The organism is Nonomuraea sp. NPDC050536 (genome assembly GCF_044457685.1).
Classification (GTDB): domain Bacteria; phylum Actinomycetota; class Actinomycetes; order Streptosporangiales; family Streptosporangiaceae; genus Nonomuraea.
Genome location: NZ_JBITHD010000005.1, coordinates 237,641 through 260,956, shown reverse-complemented (window position 1 = coordinate 260,956; position 23,316 = coordinate 237,641). Strand labels below are relative to the sequence as shown.

19 protein-coding genes and 1 riboswitch are annotated in these 23,316 nt (G+C 69.9%); of the genes, 13 read left to right on the top strand and 6 right to left on the bottom strand.

All coding sequences use genetic code 11. From position 1 onward, the window contains the following. Position 1 precedes the first annotated feature (1 nt). Positions 2 to 703, bottom strand: coding sequence for an SDR family oxidoreductase (locus tag ACIBHX_RS17160; protein ID WP_397068059.1), 702 nt, complete (start codon positions 701 to 703; stop codon positions 2 to 4). A gap of 71 nt (positions 704 to 774) precedes the next feature. Here ACIBHX_RS17160 and ACIBHX_RS17155 point away from each other — a divergent pair, with 71 nt between their 5' ends. After that, positions 775 to 1,647, top strand: coding sequence for a LysR family transcriptional regulator (locus ACIBHX_RS17155; RefSeq protein ID WP_397068058.1), 873 nt, complete (start codon positions 775 to 777; stop codon positions 1,645 to 1,647). A gap of 111 nt (positions 1,648 to 1,758) precedes the next feature. On the opposite strand, the gene ACIBHX_RS17150 is transcribed toward ACIBHX_RS17155, so the two are convergent. Both ACIBHX_RS17150 and ACIBHX_RS17145 read right to left on the bottom strand, forming a co-directional pair. Beyond that, a complete protein-coding gene (locus ACIBHX_RS17150; protein ID WP_397068057.1) occupies positions 1,759 to 2,856 on the bottom strand; it encodes a branched-chain amino acid aminotransferase in 1,098 nt (365 codons plus the stop codon). A 139-nt stretch (positions 2,857 to 2,995) separates the two neighbouring features. After that, a complete protein-coding gene (locus ACIBHX_RS17145; protein WP_397068056.1) occupies positions 2,996 to 4,045 on the bottom strand; it encodes a 3-isopropylmalate dehydrogenase in 1,050 nt (349 codons plus the stop codon). A gap of 100 nt (positions 4,046 to 4,145) precedes the next feature. After that, a riboswitch (cyclic di-AMP (ydaO/yuaA leader) is annotated at positions 4,146 to 4,288 on the top strand. 21 nt (positions 4,289 to 4,309) lie between these two features. Here ACIBHX_RS17145 and ACIBHX_RS17140 point away from each other — a divergent pair. Then, on the top strand, positions 4,310 to 4,852 hold the full coding sequence (locus ACIBHX_RS17140; protein WP_397068055.1) for a C40 family peptidase: 543 nt from the start codon (positions 4,310 to 4,312) through the stop codon (positions 4,850 to 4,852). A 724-nt stretch (positions 4,853 to 5,576) separates the two neighbouring features. On the opposite strand, the gene ACIBHX_RS17135 is transcribed toward ACIBHX_RS17140, so the two are convergent. Then, a complete protein-coding gene (locus ACIBHX_RS17135) occupies positions 5,577 to 6,740 on the bottom strand; it encodes an ROK family protein (RefSeq protein ID WP_397068054.1) in 1,164 nt (387 codons plus the stop codon). Positions 6,741 to 6,838: 98 nt separating this feature from the next. On the opposite strand from ACIBHX_RS17135, the gene ACIBHX_RS17130 reads away from it, so the two are divergent. The 5 genes from ACIBHX_RS17130 to ACIBHX_RS17110 all read left to right on the top strand — a co-directional run bounded on the left by ACIBHX_RS17130 (position 6,839) and on the right by ACIBHX_RS17110 (position 14,163). Next, positions 6,839 to 7,930 carry a sugar ABC transporter substrate-binding protein gene (locus ACIBHX_RS17130; protein WP_397068053.1) on the top strand — a complete coding sequence of 364 codons (1,092 nt, stop codon included), beginning with the start codon at positions 6,839 to 6,841 and terminating at the stop codon, positions 7,928 to 7,930. Further along, on the top strand, positions 7,931 to 8,650 hold the full coding sequence (locus ACIBHX_RS17125; RefSeq protein WP_397068052.1) for an ATP-binding cassette domain-containing protein: 720 nt from the start codon (positions 7,931 to 7,933) through the stop codon (positions 8,648 to 8,650). Then, entirely contained in the window at positions 8,647 to 9,831 is a 1,185-nt protein-coding gene (locus ACIBHX_RS17120) for a sugar ABC transporter permease (RefSeq protein WP_397068051.1), read from the top strand. Before ACIBHX_RS17125 ends, ACIBHX_RS17120 begins: the two co-directional genes overlap by 4 nt. Beyond that, the gene (locus tag ACIBHX_RS17115) at positions 9,828 to 10,694 is read left to right on the top strand and encodes an ROK family protein (RefSeq protein ID WP_397068050.1); all 867 of its coding nucleotides are present in this window, start codon (positions 9,828 to 9,830) and stop codon (positions 10,692 to 10,694) included. The genes ACIBHX_RS17120 and ACIBHX_RS17115 overlap by 4 nt, the downstream gene beginning before the upstream one ends. A 496-nt stretch (positions 10,695 to 11,190) precedes the next feature. Then, positions 11,191 to 14,163, top strand: a complete 2,973-nt coding sequence (locus tag ACIBHX_RS17110) for a hypothetical protein (protein WP_397068049.1) — start codon at positions 11,191 to 11,193, stop codon at positions 14,161 to 14,163. A 45-nt stretch (positions 14,164 to 14,208) separates the two neighbouring features. Here ACIBHX_RS17110 and serA read toward each other — a convergent pair whose 3' ends face one another. Continuing rightward, positions 14,209 to 15,798 (bottom strand): phosphoglycerate dehydrogenase, encoded by a 1,590-nt coding sequence (gene serA, locus ACIBHX_RS17105; RefSeq protein WP_397068048.1) that lies wholly within the window; start codon positions 15,796 to 15,798, stop codon positions 14,209 to 14,211. Positions 15,799 to 16,035: 237 nt separating this feature from the next. On the opposite strand from serA, the gene ACIBHX_RS17100 reads away from it, so the two are divergent. From ACIBHX_RS17100 to ACIBHX_RS17075, 6 genes are all read left to right on the top strand, one after another. After that, complete coding sequence (locus ACIBHX_RS17100) at positions 16,036 to 16,893, top strand: hypothetical protein (RefSeq protein WP_397068047.1); 858 nt, start codon at positions 16,036 to 16,038, stop codon at positions 16,891 to 16,893. A gap of 41 nt (positions 16,894 to 16,934) precedes the next feature. After that, positions 16,935 to 18,248 carry an MFS transporter gene (locus ACIBHX_RS17095; protein WP_397068046.1) on the top strand — a complete coding sequence of 438 codons (1,314 nt, stop codon included), beginning with the start codon at positions 16,935 to 16,937 and terminating at the stop codon, positions 18,246 to 18,248. Between the two features lie 49 nt (positions 18,249 to 18,297). Next, positions 18,298 to 18,849, top strand: a complete 552-nt coding sequence (locus ACIBHX_RS17090; RefSeq protein WP_397068045.1) for an FHA domain-containing protein — start codon at positions 18,298 to 18,300, stop codon at positions 18,847 to 18,849. A gap of 90 nt (positions 18,850 to 18,939) precedes the next feature. Continuing rightward, the gene (dacB, locus tag ACIBHX_RS17085; protein ID WP_397068044.1) at positions 18,940 to 20,478 is read left to right on the top strand and encodes a D-alanyl-D-alanine carboxypeptidase/D-alanyl-D-alanine-endopeptidase; all 1,539 of its coding nucleotides are present in this window, start codon (positions 18,940 to 18,942) and stop codon (positions 20,476 to 20,478) included. Positions 20,479 to 20,781: 303 nt separating this feature from the next. After that, positions 20,782 to 21,570 carry a CAP domain-containing protein gene (locus tag ACIBHX_RS17080; RefSeq protein ID WP_397068043.1) on the top strand — a complete coding sequence of 263 codons (789 nt, stop codon included), beginning with the start codon at positions 20,782 to 20,784 and terminating at the stop codon, positions 21,568 to 21,570. 83 nt (positions 21,571 to 21,653) lie between these two features. Beyond that, positions 21,654 to 22,571, top strand: a complete 918-nt coding sequence (locus tag ACIBHX_RS17075) for an adenosine deaminase (RefSeq protein WP_397068042.1) — start codon at positions 21,654 to 21,656, stop codon at positions 22,569 to 22,571. Here ACIBHX_RS17075 and ACIBHX_RS17070 read toward each other — a convergent pair. After that, on the bottom strand, positions 22,568 to 23,314 hold the full coding sequence (locus ACIBHX_RS17070; RefSeq protein WP_397068041.1) for a putative protein N(5)-glutamine methyltransferase: 747 nt from the start codon (positions 23,312 to 23,314) through the stop codon (positions 22,568 to 22,570). The genes ACIBHX_RS17075 and ACIBHX_RS17070 overlap by 4 nt on opposite strands. Positions 23,315 to 23,316: the final 2 nt, after the last annotated feature.

Genomic DNA, 23,316 nt, shown 5'->3' with positions numbered 1-23,316 from the left:
TCTAAACGAGCACCGTTCCACCGTCGATAGTCAGGACCGCCCCCGTGGCGAAGGGCTGGGTGACGAACGACAGGTAGGCGCGGGCGATGTCGTCCACCTCACCCACCCTCCCGGCCGGGATCGCCCCGCCGACCTGCTCGAAGAAGGCCTCGGGGTCGGGCATCGCGGACCACAGCGGCGACCGCACGACGCCCGGCGCCACCGCGTTCACCCGGATGGGCGCGAGCTCGACCGCGAGGGCCTTGGTCAGCGACTCCATCGCGCCGCAGATCCCGGCCGCCACCGCCCAGCCAGGCCCAGGCCGGTCCTTGGCGGTCCCGGTGGTGAGCGTGATCGATTCTCTGACGTACGGCAGGGCCGCGTGCACCGCCCACAGCGCGCCGAAGAAGCGCAGGGTGAAGAAGTCCTTCGCGCTAGCCAGGTCCAGGTCGGCGACAGGCATCAGCCGGAGCGGCTCCCCCGCGGTGTACACCAGGTGGTCGAAGGCGCCCAGCTCGCGGAAGAGGGCCTCCACCGCGGCGGGATCCGTCAGGTCGGCCACGTGCCCGGCGGCGGGCACCTCCGCCACGGCCCGCGCCACGCCGGCGGGGCGGCTGGACACCACGACGACCTCGGCCCCCTGCGAGGCGGCGAGCTTGGCGGTGGCCAGGCCGATGCCCGAGGTGCCACCGAGGACGACAATGCGCTGGTCATTAAGTTCCATGCCGTCCACGATGCCGCCGCGATGCCGCGGGCGTCCAAGACCCTTTTCCGGCGCTGTAATACCTTGAGGGTATGAGCGGGGATCTGGACCTGCGCAAGCTGCGCTACTTCGTGGCCGTGGCCGAGCACCTGAACTTCGGCCGCGCGGCCCAGGAGCTGCACATCGCGCAGCCGGTGCTGTCACGCCAGATCAGGGCGCTGGAGGACGACCTGAAGGCGCGCCTGTTCGACCGCACCAGGCGGGCCACGACGCTCACGCCGGCCGGGCAGCGGCTGCTGGAGGACGCGCGGCCGCTGCTGGCCGCGGCCCGGGCGGCCAGGCGGCGCGTGACGGGCGATCCTCTGGTGCTCACGGTCGGCTTCATGCCAGGGCTCATCGTCACACCCGCCGTACGGGCCTTCGGCCGGCGCCATCCCGAGGTCACGGTGGAACTGCTGCGCACCAGCTGGGACGACCAGGTGGCGGTCATCCACGACGGGCGGGTGGACCTGGGCTTCGTCCGGCTGCCGATCGACGAACGCGGGCTGGAGGTACGCCCGCTGCTCGAGGAGCCGCGGGTGGCGGTGCTGCCGCGGGATCACCCGCTGGCGGGCAAGGAGCGCGTCACCCTGGCCGACCTGGAGGCCGAGCCGCTCCTCCAGGCTCCTTCCGTGGTGCCCGAGTGGCACGGCCGTCGCCCTCGCGAGCTCCCGCCTCAACGCAGCGTCGAGGAGAAGCTCGAACACGTGGCGGCCCACCACGGCATCATCATCCTGCCCCTGTCGGTGACCACGTTCTACACCCGACCAGACGTCACCCACGTCCCCGTCGACGGTTTGGCGCCCAACCGCGTCGCCCTGGCCTGGCCCGCGACCCGCCGCACGCCCCTCCTCCTCGACTTCGCGGAAGCCGCCCTTACGGCGTGCGACCCGGGATCGCCGGGACAGGGGTCCCGTGCGCCGTAGCGGCGGGCAACCGTCACCGACTCGCCGGAAGCGCCGGGCGCGGGCCCTCAGGCGAAGTACGGCGGGCGGCCGGGAGGCGTGGCCCGCCGTACAAGAACCTTGAGAAAAGGTCTAGGCGATCTTGTGGATCCAGTCGTGGGCGTCGGGGCGGGAGCCGTACTGGACGCCGACGAGCTCCTCGCGGATGCGCATCGTCACCGGCCCTGGGGTGCCGTCGCCGATGGTCCAGGCGCGGCTGACGCCCTTGACCGAGCCGACCGGCGTGACCACCGCGGCCGTGCCGCAGGCGAAGACCTCCGTGAGCTCGCCCGACTCGCACCCGGCCTGCCACTCGTCGATGCTGATCGTGCCCTCCTCAGCCTCGAGCCCGAGGTCGGCGGCGAGGGCGAGGATCGAGTCGCGGGTGATGCCCGGCAGCAGCGTCCCGGTCAGCGCGGGGGTGACCAGCTTGTCGCCGAAGACGAAGAACAGGTTCATCCCGCCCATCTCCTCGACGTAGCGGTGCTCGTTGGCGTCGAGCCAGACCACCTGGTCGCAGCCGTTCTCGATGGCCTGGCGCTGGGCGACGAAGGCCGCGGCGTAGTTGCCGCCGCACTTGGCGGCGCCGGTGCCGCCGGGGGCGGCGCGGGTGTACTCGGTCGACAGCCACACCGACACCGGCTTGATGCCGCCGGTGAAGTAGGAGCCGGCCGGCGAGGCGATGACCATGAAGGTGTAGGTCTTCGACGGGTAGTTCACGCCGAGGCCGACCTGCGTGGCGATGATGAACGGGCGCAGGTAGAGGCTGTGCCCCTCGGTCGTCGGGACCCACTCGCGATCGGCCTGGACGAGCAGCTCCAGCGCCTCGACGAAGAGGTCCTCGGGGAGCTCCGGCATGGCCATGCGCACACAGGAGCGGTTGAACCTGGCGGCGTTGGCGTACGGGCGGAACGTCGCGATGGACCCGTTGACCTGGCGGTAGGCCTTGAGGCCCTCGAAGAGCTCCTGGGCGTAGTGGAAGACCGAGGTCGCCGGGTCGAGCGAGAGCGGCCCGTAGGGGTGCAGGCGCGCGTTGTGCCAGCCCTCGCCCTCGGTGAAGTCGATCGAGATCATGTGGTCGGTGAAGTGCTGACCGAACCCTGGGTTCGCCAGTACCTGCTCCCGCTCGGCCGCGGTGCGAGCGTGGTCGGAATGCTGCACATCGAAGCTGAGCTTCTGAGCGATGGTCATGACGTGGGTTCCTTCTCTCTACGGGTGCCAGATAAGTACTAGTGTCTCGCTATTTGGGATGGCAAGGGTTGTCGGGCATGCAAAAGCGCCTGGCGGTCCTTTGGAGGAACCGCCAGGCGCGTTTCTGAGCTAGGCGGCCCTAGCCGGATACTCGCGCGGTGATGTCGTCGCCGATCTCGTGCGTGGTGCGGCCGGTCCAGCCGGTGAGGCGGTCGACGATGTCGTCGGCCACGGCCTGCTCGACCTTGGCGGCCTCCGCGTGCAGGCCCAGGTGGTCGAGGAGCATGGCGACCGACAGGATCGTGGCCGTCGGGTCGGCCTTGCCCTGGCCGGCGATGTCCGGGGCGCTGCCGTGGACCGGCTCGAACATGCTCGGCGCGGCGCCCTCCGGGTTGATGTTGCCACTGGCCGCCAGGCCGATGCCGCCCGCGATGGCGGCGCCGAGGTCGGTGATGATGTCGCCGAACAGGTTGTCGGTGACGATCACGTCGAAGCGCTCGGGCTGGTTGACGAAGAACATCGTGGCCGCGTCGATGTGCACGTAGTCGGTCTCGACGTCCGGGTACTCCTCGGCCAGCCGGTTGACCGTGCGCTGCCACAGGTCGCCGGCGAAGGTCAGCACGTTGGTCTTGTGCACCAGCGTGAGCTTCTTGCGCGGCCGCGTCTTGGCCTTCTCGAAGGCGTAACGCACGACGCGCTCGACGCCGTAGGCGGTGTTGATCGACTCCTGGGTCGCGACCTCGTACGGCGTGCCCTTGCGCATGATGCCGCCCGTGCCCGCGTACAGGCTCTCGGTGCCCTCGCGGACCACGATCATGTCGATGTTCTCGGCGGGCGTGTCGGCGAGCGGGGTCTCCACGCCGGGCAGCAGCTTGATCGGCCGCAGGTTGACGTAGTGGTCGAAGTCGAAGCGGATGCGCAGCAGCAGGTCACGCTCGAGCAGGCCCGGCGGCACCTTGCGCGGGTCGCCGACGGCGCCGAGCAGGATCGCGTCATAGCCGCGCAGCTCCTGGAGCACCGAGTCGGGCAGCACCTCGCCGGTCCTGTGGTAGCGCTCGGCCCCCAGGTCGTAGTGGGTGATGTCGAACTTGGGCCCGACGGCCTCCAGAACCTTCAGCCCCTCGGCCACGACCTCGGTACCGATCCCGTCGCCGGGGACGACGGCCAGGCGAATGTTGCGCGACTCCATGGCCGGTACCTTACCTGCTCGTCTCGGCTGCCGAACACCTCATCTCACTTCCCGGACATGGTCGCTTTAACCGATTTGCGCCCTTTTGACCGTTTCGTTAGAGTCCCCCCCGCCTAATCCGTGGAGCCCCTCCACGGAGCCGGGGACCCACTTTCCCCCTGGGGCGAATCCGATCTTTTTCGGTAGGGCGCCTTCCACGTCCGAGCCCGTCAGCTAACCCGGCCGGCCTCATGGAAGGACAGACCCCTGTCTACCATTGCCACTTTGGCATTCCTGGCGATCGCCGCCACGTCCCCCACCCCCTCCTCTGATTCGACCGTCACCCTCACCGGGGCGCAGGTCAAACAGGTCCAGGTATCCCATCTCCCGACCCCCGCCTGGAAGATCGCCCTGAAGTTCGCGATGGCCAAGCGCGGCACGCCCTACGTCTGGGGCGGCACGGGCAACGGCGGTTACGACTGCTCCGGCCTGATGCTCCGTGCGTACGGCAAGGCCGGCATCACCCTCCCCCGCACCGCCGCCGAGCAGTACTCGGCCTTCTCCCGCAAGATCGCCTGGAAGGATCTCCGACCCGGAGACCTGGTCTTCTTCCACGACCTCGGCCACGTCGGCATGGTCTCGCGACCGGGCTACATGGTCGACGCGCCCCACACGGGCGACGTGGTCAAGGAAGAGCCCCTGTCGGGCTGGCGCCGCTCCAGCTTCGCCGGCGCCGTCCGCCCTGACCCCAAGGGCGTCAAACAGTGGGCCAACCAGATCAAACTCCGCAAATCCCCCGCCCCCGCCATGCCCACCGCAACCCTGTAACTCCTCCTCTTTCGGGGCGGCTTGCCGTCGTCCGACAGGCGCGCCGTTGTTCGACAGGCTTGCTGTGGTTCGACAGCTGCTGTTCGACGGACTTGCTGTTGTTCGGCGCTTGCTGTTGTTCGACAGGCTTGCGGTTGTACGGCAAGCCGCCCCACCCGCCGCCCGCCGTCGCGCCTTACCGACGCGCTTGCGGCGCCACGCTCATGGGGTGCCGCTACCTCGCCGTCACGGCGCCCACGACCCGCTTACCCAGGTCCCGCGTTGCCCGGCGTACATGGGCGCCGCCCTCCACCGCACCACGTCTCGCCGACCCGGCGCCTAGGAGAAACCCAGGTGCTGCAGGGATCGGGACCCCTGTGGGCCCTCCCGGCGCCGGGTCGGCGAGACGTGGGACGGCGGTCGGCGGCGCTGTCGTACGGCGGCAAGCCCGGGCCCAGGCAGGTGCATCCCGGGCGCCGTGACGACGAGGTGGCGGCCTCCCGTGAGGGACACGCCGCGAGCGCGCCGGAAAGCCACGACGGCGGGCGGCCGGTAGGGCGGCTTGCCGTACCGGAGAAGACGAGGGAAAGGCCGCGTACCCCAGAGACGCCGGACGGCCTGCCGTACCGGAGAACACGCAGGGAAAAGCCCCGCACCTCAGAGACGCCGGACGGCGTGCCGTACCGGAGAACACGCGGAGAAAAGCTCCGCAGCCCAGAGACGTCGGGCGGGCCGAGGAAGACAGCTATGCCCGGCGGGAGTCGAAGATCAGGTCCCAGGCGCGGGAGCGGGCGTGGGCGACGGCGCCGAGTAGGACGCCGCTGTCACCGAGCGCGCTGGGGACGACCACGGGCCTGAGCGGGCCGAGCTCGTCGATGCGCGACTGGATGGCCTCCCCGAGGAGGTCGAGGTTGCGTCCCACTCCGCCGCTGAGCACGATCACTTCGGGATCAAGGACGGCGGCGACCGTCACCAGGAGGGCGCCGATGCGGCGGCCCTCCGCCTCCACGACCGTGCGCGCCACCGGATCGCCGCCCGCGGCGGCGGTGAAGACCTCCTTCGCCGTGGCGAGGTCGAGGCCGGCCGAGCGGGCCGCGCGCACCACGCCGGTCGCGGCGGCGACCGCCTCCGTCGAGCCGTGCGCCTGGAGATCACCGGTATCCCACGGGTCCTCGGCGGCGGGAACGTAGGAGACCTCGCCGGCGGCGCCCCTGGCGCCCACGTAGAGCTCGCCGTTGACGACGATGCCCATGCCGACGCCCGTGCCGATGGAGACCAGCGCGAAGTTGCTCTTGCCCTGCCCCTCGCCGTAGGCGTGCTCGCCGACGGCCGCCAGGTTGATGTCGTTCTCGATGACGAGGTCGACCGCGAGCGCCGAGCGCAGCCGCTCGGCGATGTCCGGGTCGGGCAGGTTCGGGGCGAACAGCAGCTTGCCCACCGCCTGGTCGTAGACGCCGGGCGTGCCCACGACCGCGCAGGCGATCGAGCTCCAGTCCAGGTCGGCCTCGCGGGCGGCGGCCCTGGCCAGTTGGTCGACCACGGTGGCCAGCTCGGCGGAGCTGCGCGCGGTGTTGCGCCCGTCGGTGCGGCCGACGAAGGCGCCCCGCAGGTCCGCCACCGCCACCCTGATCCAGTCGCGGCCGATGTCGATGCCGGCGACGTGGGCGGAACCGGCGTTCATGTCGTACAGGGACGTGACGGGACCCGGCCTGCCCGACACCTCGCCGACCAGGTGGACGAGCCCGTCCTCCTCCAGTCCGGCCAGCGCGGCCGACACCGTCGGCTTGGACAGCCCGGTGATCTTGGCCAGATCGGCACGCGACGCGGGACCGTGCTCATGGAGCTGGTCGAGCAGCCGTCGCTCGTTCAGCACCCGCAGCAGCCGCGGATTACCCAGCTCACCCCGCATCTTTCGCCTCCTCAGAGGAGAACTCTAGCCAATACCCCTAATAGTAAATTACCTTTCTTACCAAGCAGCCGGCAGAGGGCTCGAGAGGACGATGGGCGATGCATCGAGCATGGCGAACAATTCCTGTTGCGGCGGTCCTGCTGGCCGCTGCCTGCGGGAACAACACGACCACCGCCAGCCAGTCACAGGCGCCGGCGGCGGGTGAGAAGGGCGGGACGATCGCGCTGTTCCTGCCCGAGTCCAAGACCACGCGGTACGAGGCGTTCGACCGCCCGCTGTTCGAGGCCAAGGTGAAGGCGCTCTGCGGCGCCTGCAAGGTCCTCTACAGCAACGCCGAGCAGGATCCCGCCAAGCAGCAACAGCAGGTGGAGGCGGCGATCACGCAGGGCGCCAACGTCCTGGTGCTCGACGCGGTGGACGCCAACGCGGTGGCGCCGCTGGTCAACCAGGCCAAGCAGAAGAACATCCCGGTGGTCGCCTACGACCGGCTGATCTCCGGCATCGACTACGCCTACTACGTCTCGTTCAACAACGTGCGCGTGGGCGAGATGCAGGGCCAGGCCCTGCTGGACGCGATGAACGCGCGCGGCACCGCGGACAAGGGCCAGATCGTGATGATCCACGGCTCGCCGACCGACCCCAGCTCCGCCGACTACAAGAAGGGCGCCAAGAGCGTCCTGGACGGCAAGGTCAAGGTGGGCAGGGAGTTCGACACTCCCGACTGGAGCCCGGACAAGGCTCAGCAGGAGATGGAGCAGGCCATCACCGCCATCGGCCGTGACCAGGTCGTCGGCGTGTTGAGCGCCAACGACGGCATGGCGGGCGGCGCGATCGCGGCCATGAAGCGGGCCGGCTACAAGATGCTGCCGCCCATCACCGGCCAGGACGCCGAGCTGGCCGCCGTCCAGCGCATCCTGACGGGCGAGCAGTACATGACCATCTACCTGGACATCAGGTCGGAGGCGGAGAAGTCCGCGGAGCTGGCGGTCTCGCTCGTCAAGGGCGACAAGCCGCAGGCGACCGACAAGGTCAACAACGGCACCGCCGACATCCCGGCCTTCCTCCTCGACCCCATCGCGGTCACCGCCGACAAGATCAAGGACACGATCGTGAAGGACAAGTTCTACACGGTCGACCAGATCTGCACCGCCGAGGTCAAGCAGGCCTGCGCGAAGGCGGGCATCCAGTAAATGCTCTCCGCGAAGGACATCACCAAGCGGTACGGCGCGGTCCAGGCTCTCAGCGGCGCGAGCCTGGACCTGCGCGAGGGCGAGGTCGTGGCGCTGGTCGGCGACAACGGCGCGGGCAAGTCCACCCTGGTCAAGACCATCGCCGGGGTGGTCAACCCGGACTCGGGCACGATCACCGTGGACGGCGAGCCGGTCAGGATCAGCACCCCGCACGACGCCCAGGCCCTGGGCGTCTCGACCGTCTACCAGGACCTCGCGCTCTGCGAGAACCTCGACGTGGTGGCCAACCTCTTCCTCGGCACCGAGCGCAGGAGGTTCAGCGTCCTGGGCCACATCGCCATGGAGAAGGCCACCCGGGAGCTGCTCCACCAGCTCGACGTGCGGATCAGGGACATCAGGGTCCCGGTCGCCATGCTGTCGGGCGGCCAGCGCCAGTCCGTTGCCATCGCCAGGGCGCTGATCGGTGAGCCCCGCGTGGTCATCCTCGACGAGCCCACCGCGGCGCTCGGCGTGGAACAGACGGCGCAGGTGCTCGCCCTGATCAGGCGGCTGCGCGAGCGCGGCCTGGCGGTGCTGGTCATCTCGCACAACCTCGCCGACGTGCGGGCGGTGAGCGACCGGGTGGTGGTGCTGCGGCTGGGACGCAACGAGGGCGAGTTCGAAACGGCCACCGCGACTCAGGAAGAGATCGTGGCCGCGATCACGGGAGCGAGGCAATGACGGACACGCTGGTGCGCAAGCCGTACACCCCGAAGGTCGCGGTGGAGCGGCTGCGTCAGGGCGATGTGGGCGCCTGGCCGGTCGTGGGCGGGCTGGTCGCGATCGCGATCGTGTTCAGCCTGCTCAACGACCGCTTCCTGGCGCCGGTGAACCTGACCACGCTGGCGCTGCAGATGGCCGCGACCGGAACGATCTCGCTGGGCATCATCATGGTGCTGCTGCTGGGCGAGATCGACCTGTCGGCCGGCTCGGTGAGCGGGCTGTGCGCCACGATCATGACGATCCTGCACGTCAAGCAGGGCTGGAACCCGCTGCTGGCGATCCTGGCGGCGCTGGTGATCGGGGCGGCGATCGGGTTCCTGCACGGGCTGATGCTGACCAAGCTGCGGATGCCGTCGTTCGTGGTCACGCTGGCCGGGTTGATGGGGTGGCTGGGCCTGCTGCTCTACCTGCTGCGCGAGGGCGGGACGATCAACCTGCCGTTCACCGGGTTCATCTCCAAGCTGAGCGACACCTGGCTGCCCGGCTGGCTGTCGTGGGGGCTGGTCGTGCTGCTCGTGCTGCTCTCCGGCGGCTCGTCGCTGCTGGCACGGCGGGCCAGGCTGTCCGCGGGGCTGCCCGTGACGCCGGTGTGGTGGCTGCTGGTCAGGACCGGCGGGCTGGCCGTGCTGCTGGGGGCCGTCGTCTTGATCATGTCGGCGGACCGGGGCGTCCCGCTGCTGCTGATCATCTTCGGCGGACTCGTGGTGATTTTTGATCTCATTCTGCGAAACACCACATTCGGCCGGCACATCTACGCGGTCGGCGGCAACGCCGAGGCGGCCCGTCGGGCCGGCATCAACGTCGTCAGGATCAGGATCCTGGCGTTCATGCTGGCCTCCGCACTGGCCACGGCCGGCGGCATCCTGGCCGCGAGCCGCCTGTCGGCGGTCAACCAGGCCTCGGGCGGCAGCGACATCCTGCTCATGGCGATCGCGGCGGCCGTCATCGGCGGCACCTCGCTGTTCGGCGGGCGCGGCCGTGCCTACGACGCCCTGCTCGGCGTGCTGGTCATCCAGGCCATCACGAACGGCATGTTCCTGCTCAGCGTGGACTCCTCGGTGCGCTTCATGGTCACCGCGGCGGTGCTGGCGCTGGCCGTGGCCATCGACTCGGTGGCCCGCAGAGGCGCGGCCCGGTGAGCCGGGTCCTGGGCATCGACGTCGGAGGTACGAAGGTCGCGATCGGGGTCTCCGGGGCCGACGGTCCGTTCATCCTGACGCGGACCCGGCTGGACACCGGCCCTGACACGCTCGCCCGCGCGCTCGCGGCGGCCAGGGCGCTCGACGGCGCCCCCGCCGCGGTCGGCTTCTCCACGTGCGGGGTGATCCGCGATGGCGTGGTACGGCTGGCCCCGAACGTGCCCGGCTGGGAGGGTCTCGAACTGCCGAGGCTGCTGCGAGAGGAGTACGGCGTCACGCCGGTGGCGATCGACAACGACGTGAACGCGGCCGCGGCGGCGGAGCTGCGCTGGGGCGCGCTCCAGGACGTCTCCACCGGGCTCTACCTGAACCTGGGCACGGGTTTGGCGGCGGCGCTGGTGGCGGGCGGGCGCGTGGTGCCCGGCGCGCACGGCGCCGCGGGCGAGATCGGCTACGTGCAGGTGCGGCCCGGCCGGCCGGCCTTCGCCGAGGGCCGGGCACCGCTGGAGGAGCTCGTCTCGGGAAGCGCGCTCGCCGCCCAGGGCAGCGCGCTGCTCGGCCGCCAGGTGACGGCCGCCGAGGTCCTGTCCGTGACCGACGGCCCGGTGGCCGACCTGGTGGACGAGGCGCTGGCCACGCTGGCGATGAGCGTGGCCAACCTGTGCGCGATGGTCGACCCGGAACGCCTGGTGGTCGGCGGCGGGATGATGGGCGCCGCCGAGCTGATCCTGCCCAGGCTGGCGGACGAGCTCCGGCGGTCCGTGCCGTTCCCGCCGGAGATCAGAGCAGCCAGGTTCGCCGACGACGCGCCGCTGCTGGGCGCGCTGGCCCTGGCCCACGCGGCCACTCAGGACCTGTCTTAGCCGGCCCTCAGCGCTCGGTGGGGGCGCCGCCGTTGTCTCTGCGGTCCAGGGCGGTCTGCAGGGCCTCGGCGGCCTCGTCTTTGCCTTCCTCGGATCGGTTCCAGGGGTACATCTCGTACATGAGTCTCATCTCTCTTCGCGGGCGCGGATGAACGGGAGCCGGACTCCGGTCGCGAATTTGACCGGGTCTGATGCTCGCGAGATCCGGGTCACGGACCTCCGGAGGGAGGGACTTATCGGCCGACACACGCCGCTCCACCGCGGCGAGTCGTCGACCTGCCCTAACAGGCCCCGCCGCGGCAGGTAATAAGTACGAGAACCTGGCGCATTAGTCGCCAGGTTACCTCGGAATCTCGTTGGATGTCCTAGCATCTCACATCTTGAGACGCGCTTGGAGATCGCACTGTGTGACCAGCTGAGTACGTCCTACTCAGGCGGCGAGTGCGAAAAGGCCCCACCGTAGGCGCCAGACAGTACCTAGGGAGGGGAACCAACCATGCGTTTAACGCGCCTGGCCGCCCTCGTGGCGAGCCTGCTCGTCGCCGCGCTGCTGTCCGCAGCGCCGGCGCACTCCACGGCCACCCGGCCACTCGCACTCACCATCACCAAGGTCAAATGCATCGACGACTGCCGCAACGACGGTCTGGAGAGCGATGGCGAGTCGGCCGCCGACTTCTTCACCTTGGTCTGGATCGACGGTGTGCAGCAACCCAGACCTCCCCGAGCCCCCGACGACCAGGAGGAGGTGACTCCGTTCTGGGTGATCCCCGCCAACGTGGACTCGACGCACACGCAGGTGCCCATCACCATCCAGATCTGGGACTGGGACACCACCTCCGGCCACGACCTCGGCGACGCCAGCCCGAACAACGGCGACAACAACCTGGACCTGACCGTCTCGATGGACACCGGCCGCTGGACCGGTGACGTCAACTGGCCACAGGCCTGCTCCATCGGCGACGGCGGCGATGACGACGAGCCGCGGGTGGAGGTCTGCTTCGACATCTCCACCGACACCACCACCGGCGACGCCGACGGCGACGGCCTGCTGGACGGCTGGGAGCGCAACGGCTACAACGACAACGCCGACTCGGTCATCGACGTGGATCTGCCCAAGATGGGGGCGAAGCCCGATCACAAGGACCTCTTCGTCGAGCTGGACTACGTGGGCGACCACTTCCCCTCCAAGGAGGACGTGGAGGCCGTCAGGGCGGCCTACGCCGCCGCGCCTGTCGACGCCGGCGGGGTGCGCAACCCCGACGGCAAGCGCGGCATCACCTTCCACCTGGACATGGGCGCGCGGGCCGATTCCGACCTGCGCGAGGGACAGGCCAAGGGCACCTGCGGCGACGGGATCGACAACGGCGGCGACGGAGACATCGACGGTGCCGACGCCGACTGCACGTTCCTCGACGGCAGCGTCGAGGACCCCCAGCCCGGCAACTGCCTCGACAACGTCGACAACGACGGGGACTCCAAGACGGACGCCCAGGACGACGACTGCCTGATCGGCGACGACTTCCATGACCTGTGGAAGGGGAGCGAGCTCCTCGGCGTCGCCCCGTTCTGCGGGTTCGACGGCAACGCCTTCTACAACACCAAGCGCACGGCCTTCGACCCGGCCAGGCGCTTCATCTTCCACTACGGGATCAGCCTCGCCGGCTCGGCCAAGTGCGGCAAGGGCGGGCAGGGCGAGATCGGTGGCAACGACATAGTCGATCACAACGGCACAGGCCGCACCCTCTTCCACGAGCTCGGTCACAACCTCGGGCTGCGACACGGCGGATTCGAGAACAACCCCTGCAAGCCCAACTACGTCAGCCTGATGAACTACACCTACAAGCCGGGCATCCCACAGCAGCAAGGCGGAGCCATCCTGGACTACTCCCCGCCGCGCACCGCGCTGGACGGCTCCAACCGGGACACGGCTCCGCTCGCCCCGCTGGTCGAGAACATGCTCAACGAGAACGTCATCGTGGATCCCAGCGACAAGGTCAACCGCTTCAACTTCACCGACAAGAAGGGCAACCTGGCACCCCACAACCTCAACGGCAATCCGGACTGGGACGGCGACGGCGCCGACCCGCCGTACGAGAACCCGGTGACCGCCAACGTCGACAACGCCGATCCCAGCGGCAATCCCAAGAAGTGCGTCAACACCAGCACCACCAGCACGCTCAAGGGTTACGACGACTGGAGCCACATCTCCCTGCCGTTCCACGAGTCCGCCGACTCCGCGGACGCCCCCGTCAACCCCGAGACGGAGCCCGAACTCACCGAGGAGGAGATCCAACAGCTCTGGCAGACGTTGAACACCGCCGACCTGTCGGTCGCCCTGTCCGACTCCCCCGACCCGGTCGGCGCGGGCACCGACCTCACCTACACGGTGACCGTACGCAACGACGGCCCGGCTCCTGCGACCTCGGTCCTGGCCAAGGTCACCTTGCCGGCGGAGGTCGCCTATGTCGGCAGCACCGCCACCTGCAACGCCACCGGCTGCCATCTGGGTGAGATCCCGGCGCACGGGCAGCGTTCCTTCACCGTGACCGCCCATGTGCCGGAGGACCTCGTCTACCGCAACGGCGGACCCAAGACGATCAACGCCGTCGCCGAGGTCTCCAACCAGGCCGGTCCCGATCCCGACTCCTCAAACAACCGGGCCCAGGAGAGCACCAAGGTGGTCGCGATGGCCGATCTGGCGGTGACCGGGCTGACCGCCACGGCGCCCGACCAGATCCTCATCGGTCAGACCCAGCAGATCCCGCTCCACGTGACGGCCGCGAACAAGGGGCCTTCCACGCCGATGAACGCCACCGTGAAGCTCTCCGCGAGCGCCGAGTCCGGCGCCTCGATCACCCCGTCCACCGGTGAGCTTGCCGTACCGGCACTGGCTGTGGGCAGCCCACGCGAGCTCGACTCCGACTTCACGGTCGGCTGCACGCGGCCCGGCCACCACACCTACAAGCTGACCGCCTCGATCGAGCCGGCCAGCGCGGAGGACATCGATCCCGAGCCGGGCAACAACACGCGCACCGTCGAGTTCACCCTCGACTGCGTGGTCCCGGTGGCGATCAACATCAAGCCGGGGAGCAACCCCAACTCCATCAACCCGCCGAACGCACTCGTCCCGCTGGCGGTCCTGACGACCACAGCCGGCGAGTACGGCCTGCCACTCGCCTTCGACGCGGCGACCGTCCAGCCCCTCACCGTGCGGTTCAGCCCGCGCGGGACGGCGTGGGCCGGCAACGGCGCGAGCGAGGTGCACCAGCGCGGCCACCTGGAGGATTCCCTCGAGCGAGGAGAACGCGAGACGGTGCGCGACGGCGACACCGACATGGTCCTGCACTTCAACTCCGGTGACGCCGACCTGCAGCCGGCCATGACCGAGGCCTGCGTCAAGGGCTCGTTCACCGGAGAGGGCGGGCAGGTCTACCGCTTCTTCGGCTGCGACGCGGTCCGCGTCCTCTAGGTTCCCACCAAGGGCGGGTACGGCATGCCGTACCCGCCGTCGGGGTCAGTCCTCGAGGTCGACGGTGCGGCCGCTCTCCGCGCCGATCTCCGTGGTGATCTGCTCCACGATGTCCGCCGGGATCACCGAGTCGACCGTGAGGGCGATGAGGGCCTTGCCGCCCTTGGTGTCGCGGGCCACCTGCATCGAGGCGATGTTCACCCCGGCCTCGCCGAGGAGGCGGCCGACCACGCCGACGATGCCGGGACGGTCCGTGTAGGTGAAGAACGACAGGTGCGCCGTCGGCTCGATCTCCATCTCGTAGCCGTTGACCTCGACGATCTTCGTGATCTGCCGCGGACCCGACAGCGTGCCGGAGACCGACACCTGGCGGCCGTCGGCCAGCACGCCGCGGACCGTGACCACGTTGCGCCAGTCGGGGCTCTCGGAGCTGGTGACCAGCTCGACCTCGATACCGCGCTCCTTGGCCAGCAGCGGGGCGTTGACGTAGGTGACCTGCTCCTCGATGACGTCGGCGAAGACGCCCTTGAGCGCGGCCAGCTCGATGACCCGCACGTCCTGGGAGGCGATCTCGCCGCGGACCTCGACGTCGAGCTTGGTGGCCACCTCGCCGGCCAGCGCGGTGAAGACGCGGCCCAGCTTCTCGGCCAGCGGCAGGCCCGGCTTGACGTCCTCGGCCACGACGCCGCCCTGGACGTTCACCGCGTCGGGCACGAACTCCCCGGCCAGCGCCAGCTTGACGCTGCGGGCGACCTGGGTGCCGGCCTTCTCCTGGGCCTCGTGGGTGGAGGCGCCCAGGTGCGGGGTGACGACGACCTGGTCCAGCTCGAACAGCGGGCTGTCGGTGCAGGGCTCCTTGGAGAACACGTCGATGCCCGCGCCCGCGACCCTGCCCTCCTTGATCGCCGAGTAGAGCGCGCCCTCGTCCACGATGCCGCCGCGGGCCACGTTGATGATCCGCACGTTGGGCTTGACCTCGTGCAGCTCCTTGTCGCCGATGAGGCCGACGGTCTCCTTGGACTTGGGCAGGTGGACCGTGATGAAGTCGGCCTGCCTGATGACCTCCTCCAGGCTGACCAGCTTGACGCCCATCTGCGCGGCGCGGGCCGGCGGCAGGTACGGGTCGTAGGCGATCAGCTCGACGCCGAACGGCTGCAGGCGCTGGGCCACCAGCTGGCCGATCTTGCCCAGGCCCAGGATGCCGATGACCTTCTCGTCCAGCTCGACACCGGTGTACTTGGAGCGCTTCCACTCACCGTTCTTCAGCGCGGCGTGCGCCTGGGCGGTGTTGCGGGCGCTGGCCAGGATGAGCGCGAGCGTCTGCTCCGCGGCGCTGGTGATGTTGGAGGTCGGCGCGTTGACGACCATGACACCGGCCTTGGTCGCCGCCTCGACGTCGACGTTGTCGAGGCCGACTCCGGCGCGGGCGACCACGCGCAGCTTGGGCGCGGCGGCGATGGCCTCCGCGTCGATCTGGGTGGCGGACCGCACGATCACCGCGTCCACGTCCGCGAGAGCGGGCAGCAGCTGCGAGCGGTCGGCGCCGTCGGTGTGGCGGACCTCGAAATCGTTGCCGAGCACGGCGAGGCCTGCCGGGGACAGCTCCTCTGCGACCAGTACGACGGGCTTTGTCACGAGTGGATCCTTATGAGGCATGCGGCGGGCTGAGGGACACGTCAACGGGCCCCTCGGGATCCCTCTGAGTCTATCCACGCTTGTGAACGCATTCACGAGGGTCCCGGGATCTGAGACGCGTGGCGCCCTACCCAAGCCGGCCCAAAGTCATCCACGTTGGGCCCATCTTTGTCTTGATCGGGAGATTTGTTGGCTATTAGCCTGTTAAGCCGTGGCCAACTACCTATGGTTCGTCATATGAGCATCGGGAATCCTGCGCTTGCCGACGTGCTCGCCCAGCATGGCTCTCCGCACCGCCTGCTGGCAGCGCTCGCCGACGGTGGGGTCCTGGTGGCTGTGCGGCCGGATCGCTCCGTCGTCCTGGGCACCACCCAGGCCGGCGACCGGGTGCTGCTCGGCTACACCGGGCCCGTGACATACGCCCGGCACCGTGGCAGCCATACTCTGTCGGCCTGTGACGCCGACACCATCCTGGACATCCAGCGTGTCACCGGGGTCCGGGAGATCGTCATCGACGCGGCGGGTCCTGCGGCGGCAGCCGTACCGATCGACGACCTGCAGCGCTATCTGACCTCCACCCGGACGGGACCGACGCCGGTGCTGTCGGGGGCCGTGCCCGCGGCGTACGCGACCGGGGCGATGGCCACGATCTCGCGAGGAGGCGTGGTCGCGCAGGCCGCTCCCGAGACCGTCACCGACGCGCCGCCGCTGCCCTGGATCCCGGCGCCGCGGCCGCACCTGTCGGGGCCGATGCAGCAGGTGGACCCCGGCTACCGCCGGTGCGCGCACCCGATCCTGCCGGCGCTGCGGTACGCGATCGCCCACCTGCTCATGGACTTCCCGCTGGTGCACCACGTGTGGATCTCCGAGGCGCGCACGGCCTCCGGGGCGCCGGGGATCATGCTGCACGTCAAGGTGCACATGTCGGCCGCCGAGGACGTGGTGCGCGACCTGCACAGGGGCGTGCGGGCACGGCTGCCGCAGTTCGCGGCCAGCGAGGCGCCGATCCTGATGGCCCGGGTGGCGGACGCCCGCAGTGAGCGGCGGATGATCGAGATCGGCGCGCACGTGGTGTGCGCGGACGTGACGGACTGAAAACCTTACAAACAAGCGCTCGGTAGGCTTCAATGTGAGGCGTGATCACGGTCTCCCGCGGCGTGCGGCTCGGCTACGGCGTGGGCTCCTTCTGCACGGCCACCTTCGCCGCCGTACCCGGGCTGTTGCTGCTGTACTACATGACCAACTACCTGGCCGTGCCCGCGTGGCTGGCCGGGGCGGTGGTCACCGCGCCCAAGGTCTGGGACCTGGTGATCAACCCGCTGGTCGGCCGCTGGTCCGACCGCACGACCTCCCGGTGGGGCCCGCGCCGGCCGTGGCTGCTCGCGGGCGCGTGCACGCTGCCCGTGCTGTTCTTCCTGGTCTTCGCGGGCCCGCCGCTGCGCGGGGTACCCGCCGCGCTCTACGTGGGCGCCTGCTTCATGGCCGCCGCGACCGCCTACGCCCTGTTCGAGGTGCCCTACAAGGCCATGCCCGCCGAGATGACCGGCGACTACCACGAGCGCACCTCACTGCTGCAGTGGCGGATGGTCTTCATCGGCGTCGCCACCGCGATCAGCGGCATCGCCGCCCCCGCCATCGTCAACGGCTCCGGCTACCGCACGATGGCCCTGGTGATCGCGGTGGTCCTGCTCGCCGCCATGCTCGGCGCGTTCTTCGGTACGGCAGGCGCCCCCATGACCGGGGCTCCCGAGCCCGACGCGGGAGGCTGGCGCGCCCAGCTCGCAGCGGCCAGGGGGAACCCGGCGTTCGTGCGGCTGCTCGTGCTCAGCTGCACGCAGATGGTCGCGGTCAGCATGATGGAGGCGGCCGCGCCGTACTTCGCCGCCTACACGATCGGCGACCCGCGGGCGACCAGCAGCCTCTTCGCGGCGCTCGTCGGGCCGATCCTGCTGACGATGCCGCTGTGGGTGTGGCTGTCGCGCCGCTACGACAAGCGCGGCGCGATGGTCCTGGCCGGCCTGCTGTTCGGCGGCGGAACCCTGGCGGCCACGCTCACGCCGCTGGTCGGCGCCTGGTACGCGCACGTCACCCTGTTCCTGGTCGGAACCGGCATCGCCGGGGTCCAGCTGCTGCAGTTCTCGATGCTCGGGGACGTCATCGCCCTGGACGCCTCGGCGACAGGCAAGCGCCGCGCGGGCGTGTTCACCGGCCTGTGGACGGCCATCGAAAGCGGCGTCTCATCCCTGGGAGCGTTGCTGTTCGGCGCCGTCCTCACGATCGGCGGCTTCGTCTCCTCGGACCCCTCGACCCCGGTCACCCAGCCGGACACGGCCACCACCGCCATCCTCCTCGGCCAGACCGCCATCCCCGCCGTCATCATCTTCACAGCAGTCCTGATGACCTTGAAATACCGCCTCGCCATTCCCGCTGCGGTCCCGGAAGGCCGGTGAGATCGGCGTATTCTGGACAGGGGGTGGCGATGAGGCCGATACTCGGGGCATGAGCTCGACGCATCCGCACTTTCGCGCATCTGATGGCGAACGTGACCGAGCGATCGACGAGCTGCGCGACCGCGCCGTCGAGGGGCGGATCTCGCACGACACGTTCGTGGGGCGGGTCGACCAGGCGTTGCGGGCGCAGAACCGGTACGAGCTCGACGAGCTGGTCGCCGATTTTCCCGAGCGGCCGACGTTCCGCAAGCGGCTGACCGATGTGGTGGCCGCCGTCTCCGACTTCACGACCAAGGTCCAGTCCGCCTGGCGCAAGCCGCGGCTGCCTCGGCTGGCGCTGCCCGATGACAACAGGCTGCGCTACGTCGTGGGGCGGGGCTCCGCCTGCGATCTCGTGCTGTCGGACCTGACCGTGTCACGGGTGCACGCCGAGCTGCGGCGCGAGGAGGAAGGCAGCTGGCTGCTGGTCGACCTCGGCTCGCTCAACGGGACCCGGTTGAACGGCTGGCGGCTGGTGGGGCCCGCGCGGGTGCGCTCCGGGGACGAGGTCTCCTTCGGCGACTGCGGGTTCCTGATCTCCTCGGGGAATCCGTCCGCATAAAGCTCCGATAAATACGGAGATTTGCGGATTCCAAGCCCGTGGGGGCTGGCTCATGATCCCAGGCGAGACCCCCAGTCCTTTGGAGTTCCCATGCGGCGCACCTCAGCCACGCTCGTCGGGGGCGCGCTCGTCGCGGCCCTCGCGTGGGCGTCCAGCCCGACCTCCCCGGCCACGGCGCTCGAGCCCGCGGTCGGCGTGCAGGACCTGACCCAGGACATCAACCAGATACTCAGCGACTCCCGGCTCACGATCGCCCGGGCCGGCGTGGTGGTCCGCAGCGCCGCCAGCGGCGAGGAGCTGTACTCCACCGACGCCGGCAAGCTGCTGACCCCGGCCTCGAACACCAAGCTGTTCACCTCGGCCGCCGCGGTCGACACGCTCGGCCTGGACTACCGCTTCCCCACCACGGTGCTCAATGCGGGCCGCAAGCTCGGCTCGGCGATCACCGGGGACCTCGTACTCAAGGGCACCGGCGACCCGACCATGCTGGCCGAGGACTACGACGCGCTGGCCGCCAAGGTGGCCGACCAGGGCGTGAAGGTGGTGACCGGCAGGCTGGTGGCCGACGACACCTGGTTCGACTCGGTACGCCTGGGCCAGGACTGGGCCTGGGACGACGAGACCGCCTACTACGCCGCCCCGATCTCGGCGCTGACGGCCTCACCCGACAGGGACTACGACGCCGGGTCGGTGATCGTGTCCGTGGCGGCCGACGGCGACAAGGTCAAGGTGTCCACGACCCCGGAGACGGACTACCTCAAGATCGTCAACAAGGCCACCGTGGGCGCCGAGACGGACGTGCTCATCGAGCGGCAGCACGCCAGCCGTACCGTCGTCATCACGGGCACGGTCAAGGACCCCTACCAGGAGTGGGTCGCGGTCGACGACCCCACGACGTACGTGTCCGACCTGTTCCGCAAGGCCCTGGCCAAGCACGGTGTCCACGTGCTCGGCCCGACGGTCACCGGCGCGGCCCCGGCGAACGCCGCCGAGCTGGCCAGGCACGACTCGATGCCGCTGAGCGAGCTGCTGGTGCCCTTCCTCAAGCTGAGCAACAACATGCACGCCGAGATCCTCACCAAGGCCATGGGCCGCAAGGTCGCCGGCGAGGGCAGCTGGTCCGCCGGACTCAAGGTCACCACGGACTTCGCCAAGGCCAACGGCGTCCAGGTGCTCAACATGCGCGACGGCTCCGGCCTGTCGCGACGCGACGGCTTCACGCCCACCTCGATCGCGCAGATCCTGACCGCCGCCCGCGGCAAGCCCTGGTTCAAGACCTGGTACGACGCCCTGCCCATCGCCGGCAACCCGGACCGCTTCACCGGCGGCACGCTCCGCAGCCGGATGCGCGGCACGGCCGCGGCCAACAACGTCCACGCCAAGACGGGCTCGCTGACGGGCGTCACCTCGCTGTCCGGGTACGTCACGGACGCCGACGGGGAGCCGCTGATCTTCTCGATCATGCTCAACCAGTACCTGTCGGGAGCGCCCAAGGACATCGAGGACAAGATCGCGATCCGCCTGGCCAACTTCTCCCGCACCAAGGCGGTCGATTCCGTTTCCCCGCTCCGCGCATCCACCGATTCCGGCGACCTCGAGTGCTCCTGGCTCAAGCCCGCGGAGTGCTGACGTCTCGTTCCTAGTCGTTCCTAGGAGCTCCTGTACCGCTCATTCTTAGGAGCTCCCGAACGGCAGGGCCGCCCCACCGCCAGTCACCGCACTTCGGCCGGGCTCTGTCCAGGGAGACGCTCCTCCGGTGACACATGGCTGGGCGCCGCTACGGCGCCCAGCCATCCGCGTCCCCGGGCATGCGAACCGTGGCCGACGGAACGGTTGGGGCTCCAGGTGTTGGTGGGTTTTGGGGGACATGCGGCTTTTGCGGGGTCCAGAATGCGGGTTCGACGCAGTGTCTAACCCCCATCGGAGGACAAAGTGCGCAGACAACTCCAGGCGCTGGCCTGCCTCGGAAGTCTGGCGGCATTGAACATCCCCGTGCCGGCGATGGCCCAGGCGGCCACCGCACAGGCGTGCCGCGTCACGGCGGCCAAGCCGTACGTCGACGGCAAGGGCATGATCAGGGGCATCGCTTCGAGAGTCGGCTGCACCGACACGGCACGGCTGCGCGTACGGATCGTGCAGGTCGTCGCCGGCAAGAGCCGCGCCGTCAAGAGCGGCTCGCGCGACGTCGCCACCGGCCGCCTCACCACGACCGTCCGCTGCACCACCACTCCGCGCCGCTACTACGTGGTCGCGATGGACTACAAGAGCGCGCCCGCGAAGTCCCCGGTCGCCACCCTGTCCTGCAAGACGCCCAGGACGCCCACCACGCCCGCGACCGGCGGTTCGAGCGTCGAGGACCAGGTGGTGAGCCTGACGAACAAGGCCAGGGCGAGCAACGGCTGCCGCCCGCTGGTCAGCGATCCCAAGCTGAGCGCCGCGGCCCGCGAGCACTCGGCCGACATGGCCGCCAAGGGCTACTTCGACCACACCTCCAAGGACGGCAGGTCGCCGGGCGACCGCATCAAGGCGGCCGGCTTCTCCCCCATCAGCACGTGGGGCGAGAACATCGCGATGGGCCAGCGCACGCCCGCCGACGTGGTCGAGGGCTGGCTGAACAGCCCCGGGCACCGCGCCAACATCATGAACTGCGCCTTCACCCACATCGGCGTCGGCTACGCCAAGCAGGGCCCACTCTGGACCCAGGTCTTCGCCGCCCACTGACTCACGCAGGCGGGTTATGCCAGGTCATGACATGACAGTTCGGAGGTTCGCACGATACCGGCGGGTCCGGTTTACTCGGTCTCATGCGGCCCAAAGCGGAACTCCACCTGCACATCGAAGGCACCCTCGAGCCGGAGCTCGTCGTCGAGCTCGCCCTGCGTAACCGGCTCGAGCTGCCCACCTTCGACCCGGAGGCGATCAGGGCCCGCTACGACTTCGCCGACCTGCAGTCCTTCCTGGACATCTACTACGAGAACATGGCGGTGCTCCGCACCGAGCAGGACTTCTACGACCTGGCCGCCGCCTACCTGCGCCGCGCCCAGGACCAGGGTGTACGGCGGGCCGAGATCTTCTTCGATCCCCAGGCGCACCTGGTCCGCGGCGTGCCGCTGGAGGTGGTGTTCGGCGGGCTGACCGCGGCGCTGAAGGACAGCCCGGTGTCGGCCGACCTCATCCTGTGCTTCCTGCGGGACCGGGGAGCGGAGGAGGCCGAGCGGGTGCTGCGGGCGGCCCTGCCGTACCGGGAAGGGTTCATCGGCGTGGGGCTGGACTCGGCGGAGGTGGGCTACCCGCCGTCGCTGTTCAGGCGCGTGTTCGAGATCGCTGCGGCCGAGGGGCTGCACCGGGTGGCGCACGCGGGCGAGGAGGGCGGGCCCGACTACGTGTGGGAGGCGCTGGACATCCTGCACGTATCCCGCGTGGACCACGGCATCCGCGCCATGGAGGACCCGGCGCTGGTGGCGCGGCTGCGCGACGAGCGGATCCCGCTGACGGTGTGCCCGCTGTCGAACGTGCGCCTGCGCGCGGTGCCCTCCCTGCAGGACCACGTCCTGCCCGCGATGCTGGACGAGGGCCTGCTGGTCACGATCAACTCCGACGACCCCGCCTACTTCGGCGGCTACGTCGAGGACAACTACCGGGCCCTTCAGCGGGAACTCGGCATGACCGACGACCAGCTCGACCTACTCGCCCGCAACAGCCTCGAGGCGGCCTTCGCCTAGCCGCCGAACCAGGTGCCGACCACGACAGTCGCGCCCAGCTCGTCGTCGAGCCGCACCTCCGCCGCCAGGCCCGCCGCGCGCACCAGCCCTGCCGCCTCGCCGGCCTGCCGCTCGCTCATCTCCACCAGCAGGCTGCCGCCGTCTGCCAGCCACTCGCCCGCCTCGGCGGTGACTCTGCGGACCAGGTCGAGCCCGTCCGCGCCGCCGTCCAGCGCCATGCGCGGCTCGTGCTCGCGCGCCTCCGCCGGCAGCAGCGTGATCGCCTCGGTCGGGACGTACGGCGGGCTCACCACCAGCAGGTCGACGGTCCCCCGCAGCTCGCCGGGCAGCGCCTCGAAGAGATCCCCCTCGTAGACGTGCGAGAGGTTCCGGCGAGCGCACCGCACCGCCGCCGGGTCGAGGTCCGCCGCGTACACGCGGGAACCCGGCAGCCCCTGGGAGATCGCCAGCCCGATCGCCCCCGTCCCGCAGCACAGATCGACGATCGTCGACCCGCCCAGGGAAACGGCCTGGGCCACGAGGAACTCGCTGCGGCGCCGGGGCACGAACACCCCCGGCTCGACCGTGATGCGCAGCCCGCAGAACTCCGCCCATCCGAGCACCTGCTCGAGCGGGAACCCTGCCACCCTCCGCTCGACCATGGTGTCGAGCTCATCAGGGCTGGAGGCGGCGGAGACGAGCAGGTCGGCCTCTTCCTCGGCGAACACACAGCCCGCCGCCCGAAGCCTGGAAACAATCGACATGG